The organism is Pseudomonas sp. St386, assembly GCF_018325865.1.
GTDB lineage: Bacteria > Pseudomonadota > Gammaproteobacteria > Pseudomonadales > Pseudomonadaceae > Aquipseudomonas > Aquipseudomonas brassicacearum.
This window is the reverse complement of the sequence record NZ_AP021900.1, coordinates 6,431,844-6,447,879: the sequence shown is the minus strand read 5'-3', so window position 1 is coordinate 6,447,879 and position 16,036 is coordinate 6,431,844. Positions and strand designations below refer to the sequence as shown.

Below are 16,036 nucleotides of genomic sequence, written 5' to 3'. Positions count from 1 at the left end.
GTCGTGTGCGGGATGACGACTGGCAGGGTTCAGTCGGCCAACAACCCGCGGTAGCGATGCCGGACCAGGGCATTGAGTGCCAGCCCCAGCAGGCTGAGCAGGATCAGGCAGAGGGCCAGGGCCAGCTGTAAGTCCAGCGGGGTGAGGCTGATCACGGCACTGGTTAGCCCGCCGACAATAAAGAAAGACGCCGAGCAATGTCAGGGTCAGCAATAGGCCGACGGTGGCAGGTTTGCGGGCGGCCAGGTGGTTTTGCGGATCAGTCATCGAACAGTTCCAAGACGTACCTGAGGGTCGCTTTCAATCCTAATGCGTCATGCCGGCCAGGCGCGGGGGAGATGGAGTAGGAAGGCTCTGGTAATTGCGTGGGGAAGCTCCTACAGACTTATTCAAACGCGCAAAAAAAATCGCAGCCAAGGCTGCGATCAGGATGCAATTGGAGTCTGCGGGGCACAGCGCTACGGCCCTGGCCCCGCCCGGCCTCAGCTGTTGGGCAACAACCGGCAGGTGATGCTCTTGATGTAGCGGGTTTCGGCAATGGCCGGGTGTACCGGATGGTCTGGGCCCTGGCCGCCGCGTTCGAGCAGTTGAATGTTGCGGTCCAGGTGGCGAGCGCTGGTCAGCAGGATGTTTTGCAGGTCGTCTTCGGGCAGGTGCATCGAGCACGACGCGCTGACCAGGATGCCGTCCTTGCTGAGCAGGCGCATGGCTTGTTCGTTGAGGCGGCGATAGGCGCCTTCACCGTTTTTCAGGTCTTTCTTGCGCTTGATGAAAGCGGGTGGGTCGGCCACGATCACGTCGAAACGTTCTTCGCTGGCCTTGAGCTCTTTCAGGGCTTCGAACACGTCGCCTTCGATGCAGGTCAGCTTCTCGGCGAAGCCGTTCAACGCCGCGTTGCGCTCGACACCGTCGAGGGCAAAGGCCGAGGCATCGACGCAGAACACTTCGCTGGCGCCGAACGCTGCGGCTTGCACACCCCAGCCGCCGATGTAGCTGAACAGGTCCAGTACACGCTTGCCCTTGGCGTACGGGGCCAGGCGTGCGCGGTTCATGCGGTGGTCGTAGAACCAGCCGGTTTTCTGGCCTTCCATGACCGGCGCTTCGAACTTCACGCCGTTCTCTTCCAGGGCGACCCATTCCGGCACCAGGCCGAACACGGTCTCGACGTAGCGGTTCAGGCCTTCGGCGTCACGGGCCGCGGAGTCGTTCTTGAACAGGATGCCGCTGGGCTTGAGCACCTGGGTCAGGGCGGCGATCACGTCGTCCTTGTGGGCTTCCATGGTGGCAGAGGCGATCTGCACCACCAGGATGTCGCCGAAACGGTCGACCACCAGGCCTGGCAACAGGTCGGAATCACCGTAGACCAGGCGATAGAACGGTTTGTCGAACAGTCGCTCGCGCAGGGACAACGCCACGTTGAGGCGATGCACCAGCAGGGACTTGTCCAGCGGCAGCTTCACGTCACGGGACAGCAGCCGGGCGCAGATCAGGTTGTTGGGGCTCATCGCAACGATGCCCAGCGGCTTGCCGCCGGCGGCTTCGAGGATGGCCTGGTCGCCGGCCTTGAAGCCGTGCAGCGGGGTGGCGGCTACATCGATTTCGTTACTGTAGACCCACAGGTGGCCGGCGCGCAGGCGACGGTCGGCGTTGGCTTTGAGGCGCAGGCTAGGCAGGGACATGACGTCGCTCCGGAAAAAAGAGCGGGAGTATACCGTGTTGCAACCTTGGCGGGGCTTGTGGTGGACATGTGGTGGGGGAGCGTGCTCCCTCACCACGGTATCGGGCAGGCTTCAGGCGGACAACGCGCTGATCAGCTCGCGGTTGAACGCCGGAATGTCATCGGGCTGACGGCTGCTGATCAACGTGCCGTCCTTGACCACTTCCTTATCGACCCAGTTCGCGCCGGCGTTGACCAGGTCATCCTTGAGGGTCTTGTAGCTGGTCATGGTCTTGCCCTTGACCAACCCGCTCGACACCAGCAGCCAGCCGCCATGGCAAATCACCGCGATGGGCTTGCCCGCCGCCTCGAAGCCCTTGACCAGTTTCTGGGCATCGACGTCGATACGGATGGTGTCGGAGTTCTGCACGCCACCGGGCAGCACCACGGCGTCGTACTGTTCGACATTGGCGGCCTTGAAGGTCAGGTCGATCCGGAAGTCGTCGGCTGGCTGGTCATGGTTCCAACCTTTGACCTGGCCTTCGCGGGCCGAAACGATGTCAACCTTGACGCCGGCCTGTTCCAGCGCCTGTTGGGGGCCGGTCAGTTCGGCCTGTTCAAAACCGTCGGTCACGAGGATGGCGACACGTTTGTTGTTCAGGGAGCCAGGCATGAAAAATCTCCTCAAGCTGAGTGGCGGGGTTGCCGACTCAAGCCTTAATGCAGGCTTGGCTGTCGGCCCTGTAAAGTCCGAAGCCGATGCCTGAAGGAAAGTTCCGCCGATCTACCCGGCGGTGTATCGGATCCATCTTTAAGGGTTAGAATCCCCGCCTGACACCGGAGTGTGTACTCATGTCCAAAGAACTTTCCGCCGAACAGATCCAACAGTCCTTGCAAGGCATCAGCGTGCCGCCCCAACCGCAGATCATGGTGGATCTGCAGATGGAACAGTACATGCCCGACCCGGACCTGGAGACCATCGCCAAGCTGATTTCCCACGACCCGGGCCTTTCCGGGGCCTTGCTCAAGATCGTCAACTCGCCGTACTACGGCCTGCGCAACAAGATCACCTCGATCCAGCGCGCGGTGAACCTGTTGGGCAGCCGTTCGATCATCAACCTGATCAATGCGCAGTCGATCAAGGGCGAACTGCACGACGACGCCATCGTTACCCTGAACCGCTTCTGGGATACCGCCCAGGATGTGGCGATGACTTGCCTGACCCTGGCCAAGCGCGTCGGCCTGGAGAACGGTGACGAAGCCTATGCGCTGGGGCTGTTCCACGATTGCGGCGTGCCGTTGATGCTCAAGCAGTTCCCCAACTACATGGGCGTGCTGGAAGAGGCCTACGCCAATGCCAGCGCCGAGTGCCGGGTGGTGGACACCGAGAATCGTGAGTTCAACACCAACCATGCCGTGGTCGGTTACTACACCTCCAAATCCTGGCGCCTGCCGGATCACGTCAGCCAGGCCATCGCCAACCACCACAATGCCCTGGCGATCTTCAGCGACGAGTCTTCACGCAACAACAGCCAGTTGAAGAACCTGCTGGCGATCCTGAAGATGTCCGAGAACATCTGTGCGTCCCACCGGGTGCTCGGCAATCAGGCCGAAGATCACGAGTGGGATAGTGTCGGGAGCCTTGTGCTCGATTACATCGGGTTGTCGGAATACGACTTCCAGACCCAGAAACAGGAAATTCGCGACCTCGCCACTCGTTGAGTGCGGGGCTTCGCCTGACTCGAGAACCTCATGCCAGAACTGCCGGAAGTCGAAACCACCCGTCGCGGAATCGCGCCCCATCTTGAAGGCCAGCGGGTCAGCCGCGTGGTGGTCCGCGACCGCCGCCTGCGCTGGCCGATCCCGGAAGATCTCGACGTGCGGCTTTCGGGCCAGCGCATCGTGCAGGTGGAGCGGCGGGCCAAGTACCTGTTGATCAATGCCGAGGTCGGCACGTTGATCAGCCACCTGGGCATGTCCGGCAATCTGCGCTTGGTGGAGGTCGGCATGCCGGCCGCCAAGCACGAGCACGTGGACATCGAGCTGGAGTCCGGCCTGGCCTTGCGCTACACCGACCCTCGGCGTTTTGGCGCGATGCTCTGGAGCCTTGACCCGTTCAATCACGAGCTGTTGATTCGCCTGGGTCCCGAGCCGTTGACCGACCTGTTCGATGGCGAACGGTTGTTCCAGCTTTCGCGAGGGCGTTCCATGGCGGTCAAGCCGTTCATCATGGACAACGCGGTGGTGGTGGGGGTGGGCAATATCTACGCGACCGAGGCCCTGTTCGCCGCCGGGATCGACCCACGCCGGGCCGCCGGAGGCATTTCCCGGGCGCGTTACCTGAAGCTGGCGATCGAGATCAAGCGCATCCTCGCCCATGCCATCGAGCGCGGTGGCACCACGCTGCGGGACTTTATCGGCGGGGACGGCCAACCTGGCTATTTCCAGCAGGAACTGTTCGTCTACGGACGGGGCGGGGAGCTGTGCAAAGTCTGTGGCACGGGGCTGCGGGAAATCCGCCTGGGCCAGCGTGCGAGCGTCTGGTGTCCACGCTGTCAGAGCTGATTTGTCCTACGGTCTATAGTCAAGTGGCCTGTGTGGCTAGTTCGTTAGCTCAAATTCGGATGCCAGAAGTCCATAGCCAAGGCGCTGTGACGAGTCATAGCCCGCTATGGCGAGGAACAGCAACGCAGGATATGGACTTCTGGCGCCGAAGTTGACTAACAGAACTAGCCACACAGGCCACTTTCGTACTGATTTAGCCGAAGGATCGCCCGATGAAGCTGTTTCGACCTGTTGTTCTCGCGCTGCTGCTGAGTGTCGGTTTGCCTGCCTTGGCAAGCGACGGCAGCGGCGACCCGCGCTACACCATCCAGAACCCGCCGGCCTTCGCCATGATCGGCGACCTGCTGATCGCCCGTCCGTTGCTGCTGGCCGCCACAGTGATTGGCGCCGGAGCATTCGTGGTGTCGTTGCCCTTTACCGCGCTGGGCGGCGGGGTCGGCGATGCGGGCAAGGCGCTGGTGGTGGACCCGGCGAAGGCCACGTTTATGCGGTGCCTGGGGTGTATTGGAGAGGGGTTTGAGCGGCAGGAGTAGTCGTCAGGTATGTGCATTTATGGTGTAGCTGCTGGCCCTATCGCGAGCAGGCTCGCTCCCACAGGGATCTACTGAGTTCACATGGTCTGTGTCCTAAGCAAATCCCTTGTGGGAGCGAGCCTGCTCGCGATAAGGCCGGTACAGACGCTAAAGAACTACCTGGCTCAAGCCTTGCCAGTAATCTTGCGATACTTCGCCATCAACTGTTCTTCAGTTTCCGGATGAGCCTCGTCCAGAGGGATGCAATCCACCGGGCAGACCTGCTGGCACTGGGGTTCGTCGTAATGGCCGACGCACTGGGTGCACAAGTTCGGGTCGATGACGTAGATCTCTTCGCCTTGGGAAATGGCCTCGTTCGGGCATTCAGGTTCGCAGACGTCGCAATTGATGCAGTCGTCGGTGATGATCAGGGACATGCAGGCTCCTGCCGGGGCGTTGGGCCCTGGCATATGAAAAACGTATGGGCGCAATTGTGCCGCATTGGCGAGCGCAGTGCACGCGGGCGCGATGGACTGCGCTGTGCCGGGCTGCGAAGCGGGTCGCAGCCCGCGGGTTATTTCTTGAAGCGCAGGGTCAGCGCATCGGCCACGGCCGGGTGGACGAACTTGGTGATATCTCCGCCCAACGCCGCGATTTCCCGGACCAGGGTCGAGGAAATGAAGGAATAGCGCTCCGACGGCGTCAGGAACAGGCTCTCGACGTCCGGTGCCAGTTGGCGGTTCATGTTGGCCAGTTGGAACTCGTACTCGAAGTCCGAGACCGCACGCAGGCCGCGCAGGAACACATTGGCGTTCTTTTCCTTGGCAAAGTGCGCCAAAAGCGTCGAGAAGCCGACCACTTCCACGTTGGGCAGGTGCTTGGTGACCTCGCGGGCCAGTTCCACACGTTGCTCCAGCGGGAACAGCGGGTTTTTCTTCGGGCTGGCGGCGACGGCAATGATCACATGGTCGAACAGGCGCGCGGCGCGTTCGACCAGATCGCCATGGCCCTTGGTAATAGGGTCGAAGGTACCTGGGTACAACACTCGGTTCATCGCGTCGTCCTGGCGGGAGTCCGTTGGGGAGTCGGATGGTATCGCAGCCTTCTCGGTCGGCCAAGTCGGCTGTTGCGTAAGAAAGCACTATAGACGGTGCGAATAATCCGGATATTCATGGATTTTTCAGGCGTTCGGCCAGGGCCGTCGCCAATTGCGCGGTCAGCCCGTACACCGATAATTGCGGGTTGGCGCCGATACTGGTGGGGAACAGCGAGCCGTCATGGATCGACAGATTGCCCAGTTGGTGATGGCGGCCAAGGCTGTCGGTGACGGCGGTTTTCGGATCTTCACCCATGGCGCAACCGCCCATCACGTGGGCGCTGCCCAGGCGTGTGCGGTACAAGGCCAGGTCGAGTCCGTCGATCAGTGTGCGGGCTTCGGCCAGGGTCTTTACGTAGCGGGCATCGTTGTGCAAAGGCATGACCGCCTTGGCGCCGCCGGCAAACTGGATCTCGGCCATGCTGTGGAAGGCCCGGCGCAAGCCATCCCAGGCATACGGCGTAACGGGATAATCGAGCACGGGCGTGCCGTCGTTGCGCAATTGGACGCTGCCGCCGGGGCTGTCCGGATGAAAACCGTCGCGCAACAGCGCCAGCATGGCGTGGGTATGGGGCAGCCGGGACATGTGCAAGGCATTCTCGGGGCCGAACCCGCCCAATAGCGTGGTGGCCAGGGCCGGGTGCAAGGGCGGGACTTCAAGCTTGTAGGACATTTTGCCGGTGGTGCCGTCCTGCCATTGGAAATGATCCGAATAAATCGATTGCGGCGCGCCGTAGAACGGGTTGATGACCTCGTCGAATTGCCCGGCGGACATGTTCACCAAGTGCAGGAAGGTGCGCTTGCCCACGCGTTCGTGCGGGTCTGGCGCATCGGAGCGCAGCAGCAACGCGGGTGTATTGATGCCGCCGCCCGCCAGCACGTAATGCCGCGCCTTGACGGTTATGCGCTGGCCGGTCGGTGCCACGCAACGTTCGTCCATGGCTTGGCACTCGAGGCCTATGACGGCATCGTTTTTGATTGTCAGACGCTCGGCCCGCGCCAGGTAAAGCAGCGCGCCGCCCTTGTCCAGGGTGGCCGGGATGGTGGTGACCAGCATCGACTGCTTGGCGTTGGTCGGGCAGCCCATGCCGCAATAGCCCAGGTTCCAGCAGCCGCGTACGTTGCGCGGGATGACGTGCCAGGCGTAGCCCAATTGTTCACAACCTTTGCGGATCACGTCGTTGTTGGCATTGGGCGGAATCAGCCACGGCGCCACGCCCAGGCGTTGTTCCATCTGCGCAAACCAGGGCAGCATTTCAGCGCGGCCGTGGCCTTTTACGTTGTGCTCGGCGGCCCAGTGGTCGAGGGTCTGGTCGGGCGTGCGGAAGCTGGAGGTCCAATTGATCAGCGTCGTGCCACCGACGGCCCGGCCCTGGAGAATGGTGATGGCGCCGTCCTTGCTCATGCGCCCGAGGCCTTCCTGATACAGGCTGCTGTAGGCCTGGTCTTCGAGCAGCGTGAAGTCATGACTGGTCTTGAGCGGACCTTCCTCGATCAGCAACACGCGGTAGCCTGCGGCGCTGAGAATTTCTGCAGTGGTGCCGCCGCCAGCACCGCTGCCGACGATGGCCACGTCCGCTTCCAGGGTCAGGTCCTGGGTCAGCTGCGCGCCGTTGTAGGTGGTCCAGCCACGGGCCAGGCCTTCGCGGAAGGGATCGGGTACGGGCATGTTCAGGGCTCTCTTATTGTTATGAGTTTGCGGTACCCCTGTGGGAGCGAGCTTGCTCGCGATGGCATCGGATCATCAGCAACTGTATTGACTGACACACCGCAATCGCGAGCAAGCTCGCTCCCACAGGATCTCACTGGCGTTCAAATCTTGGGCGGTCCTGGATAGCCGCAATGCGCCCAGGCTTCGGATTGGGTGTACCAGGCCATCATCACCAGTTGCAGCAATGAGCTATGGCCCTGTCGCAGCAGGTCCAGCGAGCTGTTTTCCCACCGCGCAAGGAACTGGCGGATGTCATCGGCGCTGGCGTTTTCCCACGAGCCCCAGACACCGGTCAGCGGCCCGCGGGTAATGCCCAGCGTGAGCACGTCGAACAGCTGGCGTGTGAGCTTGAGCATGGCGGGGGACAGGTGGGCCAGGCTGCTGTCCAGGCTTCGCAGGGTCGCGTCAGTGGCGGCAGTAATCTGTCCGACGGCCACTGCGCCATCCAGCATCACGGGGATGACGCTGCGTAAAAATTGCAGGTCGCTGTCGCGCAGGGCCGCCAGGCCATTGGCCGGTTGGCTTGGCGAGCAACCGCTCAGGCTGGCGCCCACACCGACGGTGGCCAGGAAGGCGCTGGCGCCGAGGCTGAACTTCAGCAGGCCGCGCCGTGACAGCGCGGGTGTATCGGTGAGGCTTGGGTTCATTATTTTGATTACCCGGGAAGAGACGCGTCAGCGGACAAACAGTTTCTGGATCAGTTTCTGCAAAGGCTTGCCGTAGGGCGGATAAATCAGCTTCGCGGCGTTGAATCGCTGTTTGGTCAGCACGCCCTTGGCCTTGCTGAAGGTCAGGAAGCCCTCATGCCCGTGGTAATGCCCCATTCCCGAGGGACCGATGCCGCCAAACGGCAAGTCGTCCTGGGCGACATGCAGCAGCGTGTCGTTCAAGCAGACGCCTCCGGAATGGGTTTCGTGGAGCACGCGATTCTGTTCGGCCTTGTTGTAGCCGAAGTAGTAGAGCGCCAGCGGGCGGGGTCGCTGATTGATGTAGGCAAACGCCTGGTCCAGATGCTCGTAGGGCACGATGGGCAGCAACGGGCCGAAGATCTCGTCCTGCATGACGGTCATTTCATCGCTGACGTTGAGCAGCAGGCTGTGGGCCATGCGGCGGTCCTGGCCCTGGTCGAACAGTTCGATCAGCAGCGCGCCCTTGCTGGTGGCGTCGCTGATGTAGCCGTTGAGTCGCGCCAGCTGTCGTTCGTTGATGATTGCGGTGTAGTCCGGGTTGTTCGCCAGGGTCGGATAAAACCCGCGAACCGCCTCGCGATACGCCTCAACGAACTCGCCGACGCGATTCTGTGGCACCAGCACGTAGTCCGGGGCGACACAGGTTTGCCCGGCATTCAGGGTCTTGCCGAAAGCGATGCGTTCGGCGGCGTCCTTGAGCGGCACATCGGTCGACACGATGGCCGGCGACTTTCCACCCAGCTCGAGGGTGACCGGGGTCAGGTTTTCGGCAGCGGCGCGCATGACATGCTTGCCGATGCTGGTGGCGCCGGTGAACAGCAGGTGATCGAAGGGCAGCTTGGAAAACGCCATGCCGACCTCAGCCTCGCCAAGCACCACGCAGACCAGGTCCTGGGGAAAGACCCGGGCCAGCAGTTGCTTGAGCAGCAAGCCGGTCGCCGGTGTCGATTCGCTGAGCTTGAGCATCACCCGGTTGCCCGCCGCCAGCGCTCCCGTCAGCGGCCCGATGGCCAGGAACAGCGGGTAGTTCCACGGAACGATGACCCCGACCACGCCCAGCGGCTGGTACACCACTTTGGCCGATGCCGGCTGGAAGGCCATGCCCACCTTGCGCCGGGAGGGTTTCATCCAACCCTGGAGATGTCGGCTGGCGTAATGGATCCCGTGCAGGCTCGGCATCAACTCGGCCAGCAGTGTTTCGTCGGCGCTGCGGTGGCTGAAATCCTGGCTGATGGCGTCGATCAAGGCTTGTCGTTCGTTGCTCAATACCTCGCGCAGTGCCTTGAGCCATTGTCGGCGCTGTTCGGCCGGGGGCATTGGATGGGCGGCGTAGGCCTGGCGCTGGGCATCGAAGAGCGACCGCAGCTCGTCCAGTTGTTGTTGAGACTCGTGCAGGTAGGCAACGTCGGCAGGCATCGTCGGGCACCGGATATTATTAGAGTGGATGTTTTCTAGAGCTTATACTCTAGAAAGTCAATGGCATCCGTAACGGCGATGGGTTTTTCCTGTGACCGATAGGTCGTAAGATGCCGATCAATGCCTTCGTCGAATTAAAGCCCAAACCATGGCCCCACGAATGAAAACCAGCGAGCGCATCGTGCAAAACAGCCTCGAGCTGTTCAACCAGCAAGGCGAGCGCAGCGTCAGCACCAACCACATTGCCGCCCACATGGACATGTCCCCAGGCAACCTCTATTACCACTTCCCCAACAAGCAGGCGATCATCGCCGTGTTGTTCAGTGAATACGAGAACCTGGTGGACAGCTTCTTGCGCCCGCCCCAGGGCCGTGCGGCCACGGTGGAGGACAAGCGCTTCTATTTGCAGGAGCTGCTGGCAGCCATGTGGCGCTACCGTTTCCTGCACCGGGACCTGGAACATCTGCTCGACAGCGATCCGGACCTTGCGGCGCGCTATCGACGGTTTTCCCAGCGCAGCCTGATCCACGGCACCGCTATTTATGAAGGCTTCGTTGCCGCCGGCATCCTGAAGATGGACCGGGTGCAGATCGAGTCCCTGACCCTCAATGCCTGGATCATCCTCACGTCCTGGGTGCGGTTCCTGTGCACCACGCGGGAAAACTTCAGCCACCTGAGCGAGCAGGCCATCAAGCGTGGCGTGTATCAGGTGCTGGTGTTGGAGGCCGGTTTCGTGACCGATCAGGCCCGCGAAGAAGTGGATGCACTGTTCAAAGAGTATTACGTCCCCCTGGCCCAGACCCTGGAGGAAGGGCAGTAGGACCGATCCCCGACTTAGCCACAGGAGCTCATCATGCCCATTGCGCGACTCATCAGCCCTCAAGCCCTCGAACAGCGGCGATCACAGCCTGGGCTGGTCATCCTCGATTGCCGTTTTGCCCTGGAAGACCCCGATTACGGTCAGCGCAGTTATGCCGAGGGCCACATCGCCGGTGCAGCGTTCGCGGACCTTGAGCGCGACCTGAGCGGGCCGGTGACCAAAGGTGTGACCGGACGTCATCCGCTGCCGGAGTCGGGGGCATTGATCGAGCGCCTCAAGGCCTGGGGGATCGATAACGATAGCGATGTCGTGCTGTACGACGACGGCCCCGGCGCCTATGCCGCGCGGGCCTGGTGGTTGCTGGCCTGGCTGGGCAAGCGCGATGGCGTGTACATCCTCGACGGCGGGCTCAAGGCCTGGCACGCCGCTGGCTTGCCTTTGAGCCTGGATCCGCCGCAGAACAGTCGCGGGACCTTCAGCGGGGCACCGGATGCGAGCTTGGTGCTCAGCGCCCAAGCGCTGCACCAACGCCTTGGCCAAGCGGACATGACCCTGCTGGATGCCCGGGCGTTGCCGCGTTTCAAAGGTGAAGTCGAGCCCATCGACCCGATAGCCGGGCATATCCCGGGCGCCCAGTGCGCGGCGTTCACCGACAACCTGGGCGCCGATGGCCGCTTCTTGCCGGCCGATCAGCTCAAGCAGCGCTTCGCCGAAAAACTGGGCGAGCGCTCGCCCACTGACCTGGTGGCCTATTGCGGCTCCGGCGTGACGGCGTGTCATAACCTGTTTGCCTTGTGCCTGGCAGGCTACCCGTTGGGGCGGCTGTATGCTGGCTCGTGGAGTGAGTGGATCAATGACCCCCAGCGGGGCGTGGCGAAGGGCGAATAACAAACACCCGGAACCAATGTGGGAGCGGGCTTGCTCGCGAAGACGGTGTGACAGTCAACTTCAATGTCGCTGACCCACCGCTATCGCGAGCAAGCTCGCTCCCACAGGGGATGTGTATTGGTCATGAACCATCACGCTCAGTCGTGCGCCAGGCTGGCCAGCCAATCGGGAATCCGCCGCTCCAGGTAGTACCCCGGGCGCCGCAGGGTTCCGTCGACAAACCCCACATGCCCGCCCTGGGCGTGCAGTTCAATCCGGGTCGAGGCGGATAATTCGCCTGGCTCTGGCAGGCTGTGAGGAAACACAAAAGGATCGTCGGCGGCCTGGATAACCAGGGTCGGCGTGCTGATACCGGCCATGAAATAACGGCTGGAGGCACGGCGGTAGTAATCCGCTGCATCGGAGAACCCGTGCAGCGGCGCGGTCACCCGGCCGTCAAAGTCCCAGAAGGTGCGCATGTTTTCCAACGGGCCAAGCGCCGCGAGAGTCGCCAGGCCTTCGTGGCGTCCGTCGTGCTGGAACTGGCGTTGCTTGTTGCGCACATAGGCCACGAGCTGGCGCATGAAATGCGCCTGGTAGAACCTGGAGAATCCCTGGCCGATGCGATCGGCACACTGGTCGAGGCGAAACGGCACCGAGACCGCCACCGCCCCTTGCAACTGGCTGTCGCGGCCGGTTTCCCCCAAGTGCTTGAGCAGCACATTGCCGCCCAGTGAATAACCCACCGCAAACAGCGGCGCCAAGGGCCGGCGGGCGCGCAAGTGAGCGATGGCGGCGGCCAGGTCTTCGCTGACGCCCGAGTGGTAGCTGCGGGGCAGAAGGTTCGGCTCACCCGAGCAGCCACGCCAGTTCAAGGCCGCACTGGCCCAGCCCTGGCGACCGAGCGCTTGCTGCAGCCCGGCCACGTAAGGCGAGTTGGAAGAACCGGTCAGCCCGTGCAGCACCAGCACCAGTGGTGCCTCGGCGCTGTGGGGGCCGTGCCAGTCAAGGTCGAGGAAATCACCGTCCTCCAGCCACAAGCGCTCGCGTTGGCGCTCGATGTGGGTGGTCTGGCGCCATAACGGGCCCCACAGGGTTTGCAAGTGCGGGTTGCCAAGGCCCGGGGCAGGGACGAAACGCTCAGATGCGGCGGACATCATTATTATTCTCGATGCACTGGTCAGCCGTTCAGTCAATGTCCTTTGCCAAACGCTGCCACAACGCGTAATACACCCGTCCGGATTTCTGCTCGCGATGCAAGCGCCAATTGCCCGGCAAGCCCAGGGTGGACGGGGCGGTTTCGCTTTCAGTGTAGACCCAGGCATCCTCGGACAACCACTGACGTTCCTCGAGCAAGGCGCAGACCGTCGGCAACAGGTTCTGGTTGAAAGGTGGGTCGAGGAACACCAGGTCGAAAGGTGTCGCCGGTTGGCTGTCCAGGTAGCGCAGTGCGTCGGCGGTCTGCACCTGGCCGACGGTGCAGCGCAGGGTGCCCAAGTGTTCTTTCAGGCTGGAGACCGCCAGGTTGCTGGCGTCCAGCGCCTGGCCCATGGCGGCGCCACGGGACAGGGCCTCGAGAAACAGCGCGCCGCTGCCGGCGAACGGGTCGAGCACCCGGGCACCCGCTACGTAGGGTGCGAGCCAGTTGAACAGGGTTTCGCGCACGCGGTCGGGAGTGGGGCGCAGGCCCGGGGCGTCAGGGAAGCTCAAGCGCCGGCTACGCCATTCGCCGCCGATGATGCGCAACTGGTTCACACCGTTGTGCACGGGTTTCTTGCTGGAATTCGATGGGCGGGCCATTAGTGCTCCGGAACCCCGAGCGGCTGCTCGGCAGGTTTGTCAGTGGGGGGCGGCAGCGGTTTTTGCGGCACGCTCGGGCCGGCGGTGACGATGACCATTTTGTCGGTGCTCAGGTGCTTGTTCAGTGCGGCCTTGACCTGCTCGACGGTCAGTTCCTGGGACTGACGCATGAAGTCCTCCAGGTAGCTCAGCGGCAAGTCATAGAAACCCATGGCGCCGAGCTGGCTGACGATGTCGGCATTGCTGGCGGTGGACAGCGGGAAACTGCCGGCCAACTCACGCTTGGCATCATCGAGTTCTTTCTGGGTGGGACCATTCTTGAGGTAGTCGGCGAACACGTCCTGCACCAGTTTCAAGGTGCCTTCGCTCATTTCCGCACGGGTTTGCAGATTGATCATGAACGGGCCGCGGGCTTGCATCGCCGTGAAACCGGAGTACACGCCGTAGGTCAGGCCGCGCTTTTCCCGAACCTCGGTCATCAGCCGAGTACCGAAGCCGCCACCGCCGAGGATCTGGTTGCCCAGGGACACGGCGGCATAGTCCGGATCGTCGCGGTCGATGCCCAGTTGCGCGAGCATCAGGTTGGTCTGCTTGGACGGGAATTCGATGTGGCCAATGCTCGCCTTGGGTTCCACCGGTGGCGGGGTTTTCGCCAGCGCCGGGCCTTTGGGCAGCGCGGCGGACACTTGGTTGGCAACCGCTTCGGCTTCGGCGCGGGACAAATCCCCCACCAGCGCGATCACTGCGTTGCCGGCGGCATAGGCCTTGGCGTGGAACGCCCGGGCCTGGGCCAGGGTGATTGGCGGAATGCTGTCGGCGGTGCCGTCGCTGGAGTGGGCATAAGGATGATCGCCGTACAAGCGCTTCATCAGTTCCAGGCCGGCCAGTTTGCCTGGGTTCTGTTTCTGGTATTCGAAACCGGCGAGCATCTGGTTCTTGATGCGGGCGAAGGAGTCGGCAGGGAAGGTCGGTTTGCCGACGACCTCGGCGAACAGCTTCAATGCCGGCTCACGCTTGTCGGCTGCGCTGAGGCTGCGCAGGGACGCCACGGCCATGTCCCGGTAGGCGCCGTTGCCGAAATCGGCACCGAGGCTTTCGAAGCCTTGGGCAATGGCGCTGACGTCCTTGCCGGCCACGCCCTCGTTGAGCATGGCGTTGGTCAGCAGTGCGAGGCCGGGAGCGTCGCCGTCCTGGCTGCTGCCGGCGGCGAAGGTCAGGCGCAGGTCGAACATTGGCAATTCGCGGGCTTCGACGAACAGCACCTTGGCGCCGTCGGCGGTTTTCCAGGTTTGCACGTCGAGCTGGCGGTGGCTGGGGGCCTTGCCGTCCAGTTCCGCCAATGATTGCAGCTTGTTGCCGGACTTGGCGTTATCCAATGCCTGGCTGGCGGTGACGTCGGTGGTCGGCGACAGATAGAACGCCAGGGAGCCGGCCAGGGCGATGAGCGCCAGGCCGATCAATACCGGGCGCCGTGATTTGCGCTCACTCATGAGCTTTCTCCTCGGGCAGGACATGCGCAACGCTCAGGCGCGAGCGGGTGAAATACAGTTGGGCTGCCTTCTGGATATCTTGCGGGGTCACGCTTTGCAGTTCAGCGAGTTCGGTGTCCATCAGCTTCCAGGACAAACCGACGGTCTCCAGCTGGCCGATGGCGGTGGCCTGGCTGGTGATCGAGTCGCGTTCATAGACCAGGCCGGCGATGACCTGGGCGCGCACGCGTTCCAGCTCTTCGGCAGTCGGCGCGGTGGTTTTCAACTGTTCAAGCAAGCGCCACAGGCCGGCTTCGGCTTGGGCGATGGTTTTGTTTTTCTGGGTGTTGGGCGTCGCCGACAACGTGAACAGCGTGTCGCCACGGGTGTAGGCGTCGTAGCTCGACGAACCACCAGACACCAGCTCTTCGCCGCGCTCCAGCTGCGTCGGGATCCGCCCGCTGTAGCCACCGTCCAACAGGGCCGAGATCAGCCGCAGCGCGTTGACTGAACCCTTGTCCGTCGCGGTGGCGATGCTGGGCACATTGAAGGCCAGCATCACGCTGGGCAGTTGGGTTTGCACATGCAAGGTGATCTGGCGCTCGCCGGGTTCGCCGAGCTCCAGGGGGATTTTCGCGACCGGCACCGCGCGCCGTGCAATCGGGCCGAAATATCGCTGGGCCAGGGACTTGACCTCGTCCGGCGTCACGTCGCCGACCACCACCAGGGTCGCGTTGTTCGGGGTGTACCAGGACTCGTACCAGTGACGCAGCTCCTCGACGGTCATCCGGTCCAGGTCGGCCATCCAGCCGATGGTCGGCGTGTGGTAGCCGCTGGCCGGGTAAGCCATGGCCTTGAAGCGCTCATAGGCCTTGGACATGGGCTTGTCGTCGGTGCGCATGCGGCGTTCTTCCTTGATCACCTCGATCTCGCGGCTGAACTCCTCCGGCGGCAGGCGCAGGCTGGCCATGCGGTCGGCTTCCAGTTCGAAAGCCACGCCCAGGCGATCGCGGGCCAATACCTGGTAATAGGCGGTGAAGTCATCGCTGGTGAAGGCGTTCTCTTCGGCACCGAGGTCGCGCAGGATCAGCGACGCTTCGCCGGGGCCGACTTTTTCACTGCCCTTGAACATCATGTGCTCAAGGGCGTGGGACAAACCGGTCTGGCCTGGCGTTTCGTAGCTGGAGCCAACCTTGTACCAGACCTGGGAGACCACCACCGGCGCACGATGGTCTTCGCGCACGACGACCTTCAGGCCGTTGTCGAGGGTAAATTCGTGGGTGGGTTGTGGGTCGGCAGCCAAGGCTGAAAAGGGCAGACAAACTGTGCTGAGCAGCAGGCCTGCGGCGCGGCGGGCAAGAGCATTCATTCGTGTTTAAACCTGTTGGGTTGCCCGCTAGGTCTTAGCGTCGGCGGGCGAGAGGGTGCTAGGAT

General features: G+C 62.7%; 17 protein-coding genes. 5 read left to right on the top strand and 12 right to left on the bottom strand.

Features of this window, described 5'->3' with window-relative positions:
• Nucleotides 1–29: 29 nt before the first annotated feature.
• From KI235_RS30660 to KI235_RS28640, 3 genes are all read right to left on the bottom strand, one after another.
• Nucleotides 30–155: a hypothetical protein gene (locus tag KI235_RS30660; RefSeq protein WP_256365286.1), complete on the bottom strand. Its 126-nt coding sequence runs from the start codon at nt 153–155 to the stop codon at nt 30–32.
• 327 nt (nt 156–482) lie between these two features.
• On the bottom strand, nt 483–1,679 hold the full coding sequence (locus tag KI235_RS28645; RefSeq protein ID WP_003206543.1) for a class I SAM-dependent rRNA methyltransferase: 1,197 nt from the start codon (nt 1,677–1,679) through the stop codon (nt 483–485).
• A 111-nt stretch (nt 1,680–1,790) separates the two neighbouring features.
• Nucleotides 1,791–2,330: a type 1 glutamine amidotransferase domain-containing protein gene (locus tag KI235_RS28640; protein ID WP_003206541.1), complete on the bottom strand. Its 540-nt coding sequence runs from the start codon at nt 2,328–2,330 to the stop codon at nt 1,791–1,793.
• Nucleotides 2,331–2,563: 233 nt separating this feature from the next.
• Between KI235_RS28640 and KI235_RS28635 the strand changes: the two genes are divergently transcribed.
• The 3 genes from KI235_RS28635 (at nt 2,564) to KI235_RS28625 (ending at nt 4,755) form a co-directional block, all read left to right on the top strand.
• Nucleotides 2,564–3,379 (top strand): HDOD domain-containing protein, encoded by an 816-nt coding sequence (locus tag KI235_RS28635; protein WP_172681424.1) that lies wholly within the window; start codon nt 2,564–2,566, stop codon nt 3,377–3,379.
• Nucleotides 3,380–3,409: 30 nt separating this feature from the next.
• Entirely contained in the window at nt 3,410–4,222 is an 813-nt protein-coding gene (gene mutM / locus KI235_RS28630; RefSeq protein WP_003206537.1) for a bifunctional DNA-formamidopyrimidine glycosylase/DNA-(apurinic or apyrimidinic site) lyase, read from the top strand.
• 212 nt (nt 4,223–4,434) lie between these two features.
• On the top strand, nt 4,435–4,755 hold the full coding sequence (locus tag KI235_RS28625) for a hypothetical protein (protein WP_003206536.1): 321 nt from the start codon (nt 4,435–4,437) through the stop codon (nt 4,753–4,755).
• A gap of 164 nt (nt 4,756–4,919) precedes the next feature.
• Here the strand turns inward: KI235_RS28625 and KI235_RS28620 are convergent, their stop codons facing one another.
• The 5 genes from KI235_RS28620 to KI235_RS28600 form a co-directional block, all read right to left on the bottom strand.
• The gene (locus KI235_RS28620) at nt 4,920–5,171 is read right to left on the bottom strand and encodes a YfhL family 4Fe-4S dicluster ferredoxin (protein ID WP_003206534.1); all 252 of its coding nucleotides are present in this window, start codon (nt 5,169–5,171) and stop codon (nt 4,920–4,922) included.
• A gap of 137 nt (nt 5,172–5,308) precedes the next feature.
• Nucleotides 5,309–5,788 (bottom strand): pantetheine-phosphate adenylyltransferase, encoded by a 480-nt coding sequence (coaD, locus tag KI235_RS28615; RefSeq protein WP_003177462.1) that lies wholly within the window; start codon nt 5,786–5,788, stop codon nt 5,309–5,311.
• A 115-nt stretch (nt 5,789–5,903) separates the two neighbouring features.
• A complete protein-coding gene (locus KI235_RS28610; protein WP_027912911.1) occupies nt 5,904–7,499 on the bottom strand; it encodes a GMC family oxidoreductase in 1,596 nt (531 codons plus the stop codon).
• 143 nt (nt 7,500–7,642) lie between these two features.
• The gene (locus KI235_RS28605) at nt 7,643–8,188 is read right to left on the bottom strand and encodes a twin-arginine translocation pathway signal protein (RefSeq protein WP_212795394.1); all 546 of its coding nucleotides are present in this window, start codon (nt 8,186–8,188) and stop codon (nt 7,643–7,645) included.
• A gap of 27 nt (nt 8,189–8,215) precedes the next feature.
• A complete protein-coding gene (locus KI235_RS28600) occupies nt 8,216–9,646 on the bottom strand; it encodes a coniferyl aldehyde dehydrogenase (protein WP_003206528.1) in 1,431 nt (476 codons plus the stop codon).
• 148 nt (nt 9,647–9,794) lie between these two features.
• Here KI235_RS28600 and KI235_RS28595 point away from each other — a divergent pair, with 148 nt between their 5' ends.
• The gene (locus tag KI235_RS28595) at nt 9,795–10,466 is read left to right on the top strand and encodes a TetR/AcrR family transcriptional regulator (protein WP_003206524.1); all 672 of its coding nucleotides are present in this window, start codon (nt 9,795–9,797) and stop codon (nt 10,464–10,466) included.
• 33 nt (nt 10,467–10,499) lie between these two features.
• Nucleotides 10,500–11,354, top strand: a complete 855-nt coding sequence (locus KI235_RS28590) for a sulfurtransferase (RefSeq protein WP_003206522.1) — start codon at nt 10,500–10,502, stop codon at nt 11,352–11,354.
• 137 nt (nt 11,355–11,491) lie between these two features.
• Here KI235_RS28590 and KI235_RS28585 read toward each other — a convergent pair whose 3' ends face one another.
• From KI235_RS28585 to KI235_RS28570, 4 genes are read right to left on the bottom strand one after another with little or no spacing between them, the layout of a single operon-like run.
• A complete protein-coding gene (locus tag KI235_RS28585) occupies nt 11,492–12,490 on the bottom strand; it encodes a hydrolase (RefSeq protein ID WP_069971627.1) in 999 nt (332 codons plus the stop codon).
• Between the two features lie 31 nt (nt 12,491–12,521).
• Nucleotides 12,522–13,133: a 16S rRNA (guanine(966)-N(2))-methyltransferase RsmD gene (gene rsmD / locus KI235_RS28580; RefSeq protein WP_003206517.1), complete on the bottom strand. Its 612-nt coding sequence runs from the start codon at nt 13,131–13,133 to the stop codon at nt 12,522–12,524.
• A complete protein-coding gene (locus KI235_RS28575) occupies nt 13,133–14,623 on the bottom strand; it encodes a pitrilysin family protein (RefSeq protein ID WP_003206515.1) in 1,491 nt (496 codons plus the stop codon). The genes rsmD and KI235_RS28575 overlap by 1 nt, the downstream gene beginning before the upstream one ends.
• Entirely contained in the window at nt 14,616–15,971 is a 1,356-nt protein-coding gene (locus KI235_RS28570) for a pitrilysin family protein (protein ID WP_003206513.1), read from the bottom strand. Before KI235_RS28570 ends, KI235_RS28575 begins: the two co-directional genes overlap by 8 nt.
• Nucleotides 15,972–16,036: the final 65 nt, after the last annotated feature.

Coding starts and splice junctions, on each gene's coding strand:
- KI235_RS28645 (WP_003206543.1), bottom strand. CDS start 1,679: ATGTCCCTGCCTAGCCTGCGCCTCAAAGCCAACGCCGACCGTCGCCTG.
- KI235_RS28640 (WP_003206541.1), bottom strand. CDS start 2,330: ATGCCTGGCTCCCTGAACAACAAACGTGTCGCCATCCTCGTGACCGAC.
- mutM (WP_003206537.1), top strand. CDS start 3,410: ATGCCAGAACTGCCGGAAGTCGAAACCACCCGTCGCGGAATCGCGCCC.
- KI235_RS28625 (WP_003206536.1), top strand. CDS start 4,435: ATGAAGCTGTTTCGACCTGTTGTTCTCGCGCTGCTGCTGAGTGTCGGT.
- KI235_RS28620 (WP_003206534.1), bottom strand. CDS start 5,171: ATGTCCCTGATCATCACCGACGACTGCATCAATTGCGACGTCTGCGAA.
- coaD (WP_003177462.1), bottom strand. CDS start 5,788: ATGAACCGAGTGTTGTACCCAGGTACCTTCGACCCTATTACCAAGGGC.
- KI235_RS28610 (WP_027912911.1), bottom strand. CDS start 7,499: ATGCCCGTACCCGATCCCTTCCGCGAAGGCCTGGCCCGTGGCTGGACC.
- KI235_RS28605 (WP_212795394.1), bottom strand. CDS start 8,188: ATGAACCCAAGCCTCACCGATACACCCGCGCTGTCACGGCGCGGCCTG.
- KI235_RS28600 (WP_003206528.1), bottom strand. CDS start 9,646: ATGCCTGCCGACGTTGCCTACCTGCACGAGTCTCAACAACAACTGGAC.
- KI235_RS28595 (WP_003206524.1), top strand. CDS start 9,795: ATGGCCCCACGAATGAAAACCAGCGAGCGCATCGTGCAAAACAGCCTC.
- KI235_RS28590 (WP_003206522.1), top strand. CDS start 10,500: ATGCCCATTGCGCGACTCATCAGCCCTCAAGCCCTCGAACAGCGGCGA.
- KI235_RS28585 (WP_069971627.1), bottom strand. CDS start 12,490: ATGTCCGCCGCATCTGAGCGTTTCGTCCCTGCCCCGGGCCTTGGCAAC.
- rsmD (WP_003206517.1), bottom strand. CDS start 13,133: ATGGCCCGCCCATCGAATTCCAGCAAGAAACCCGTGCACAACGGTGTG.
- KI235_RS28575 (WP_003206515.1), bottom strand. CDS start 14,623: ATGAGTGAGCGCAAATCACGGCGCCCGGTATTGATCGGCCTGGCGCTC.
- KI235_RS28570 (WP_003206513.1), bottom strand. CDS start 15,971: ATGAATGCTCTTGCCCGCCGCGCCGCAGGCCTGCTGCTCAGCACAGTT.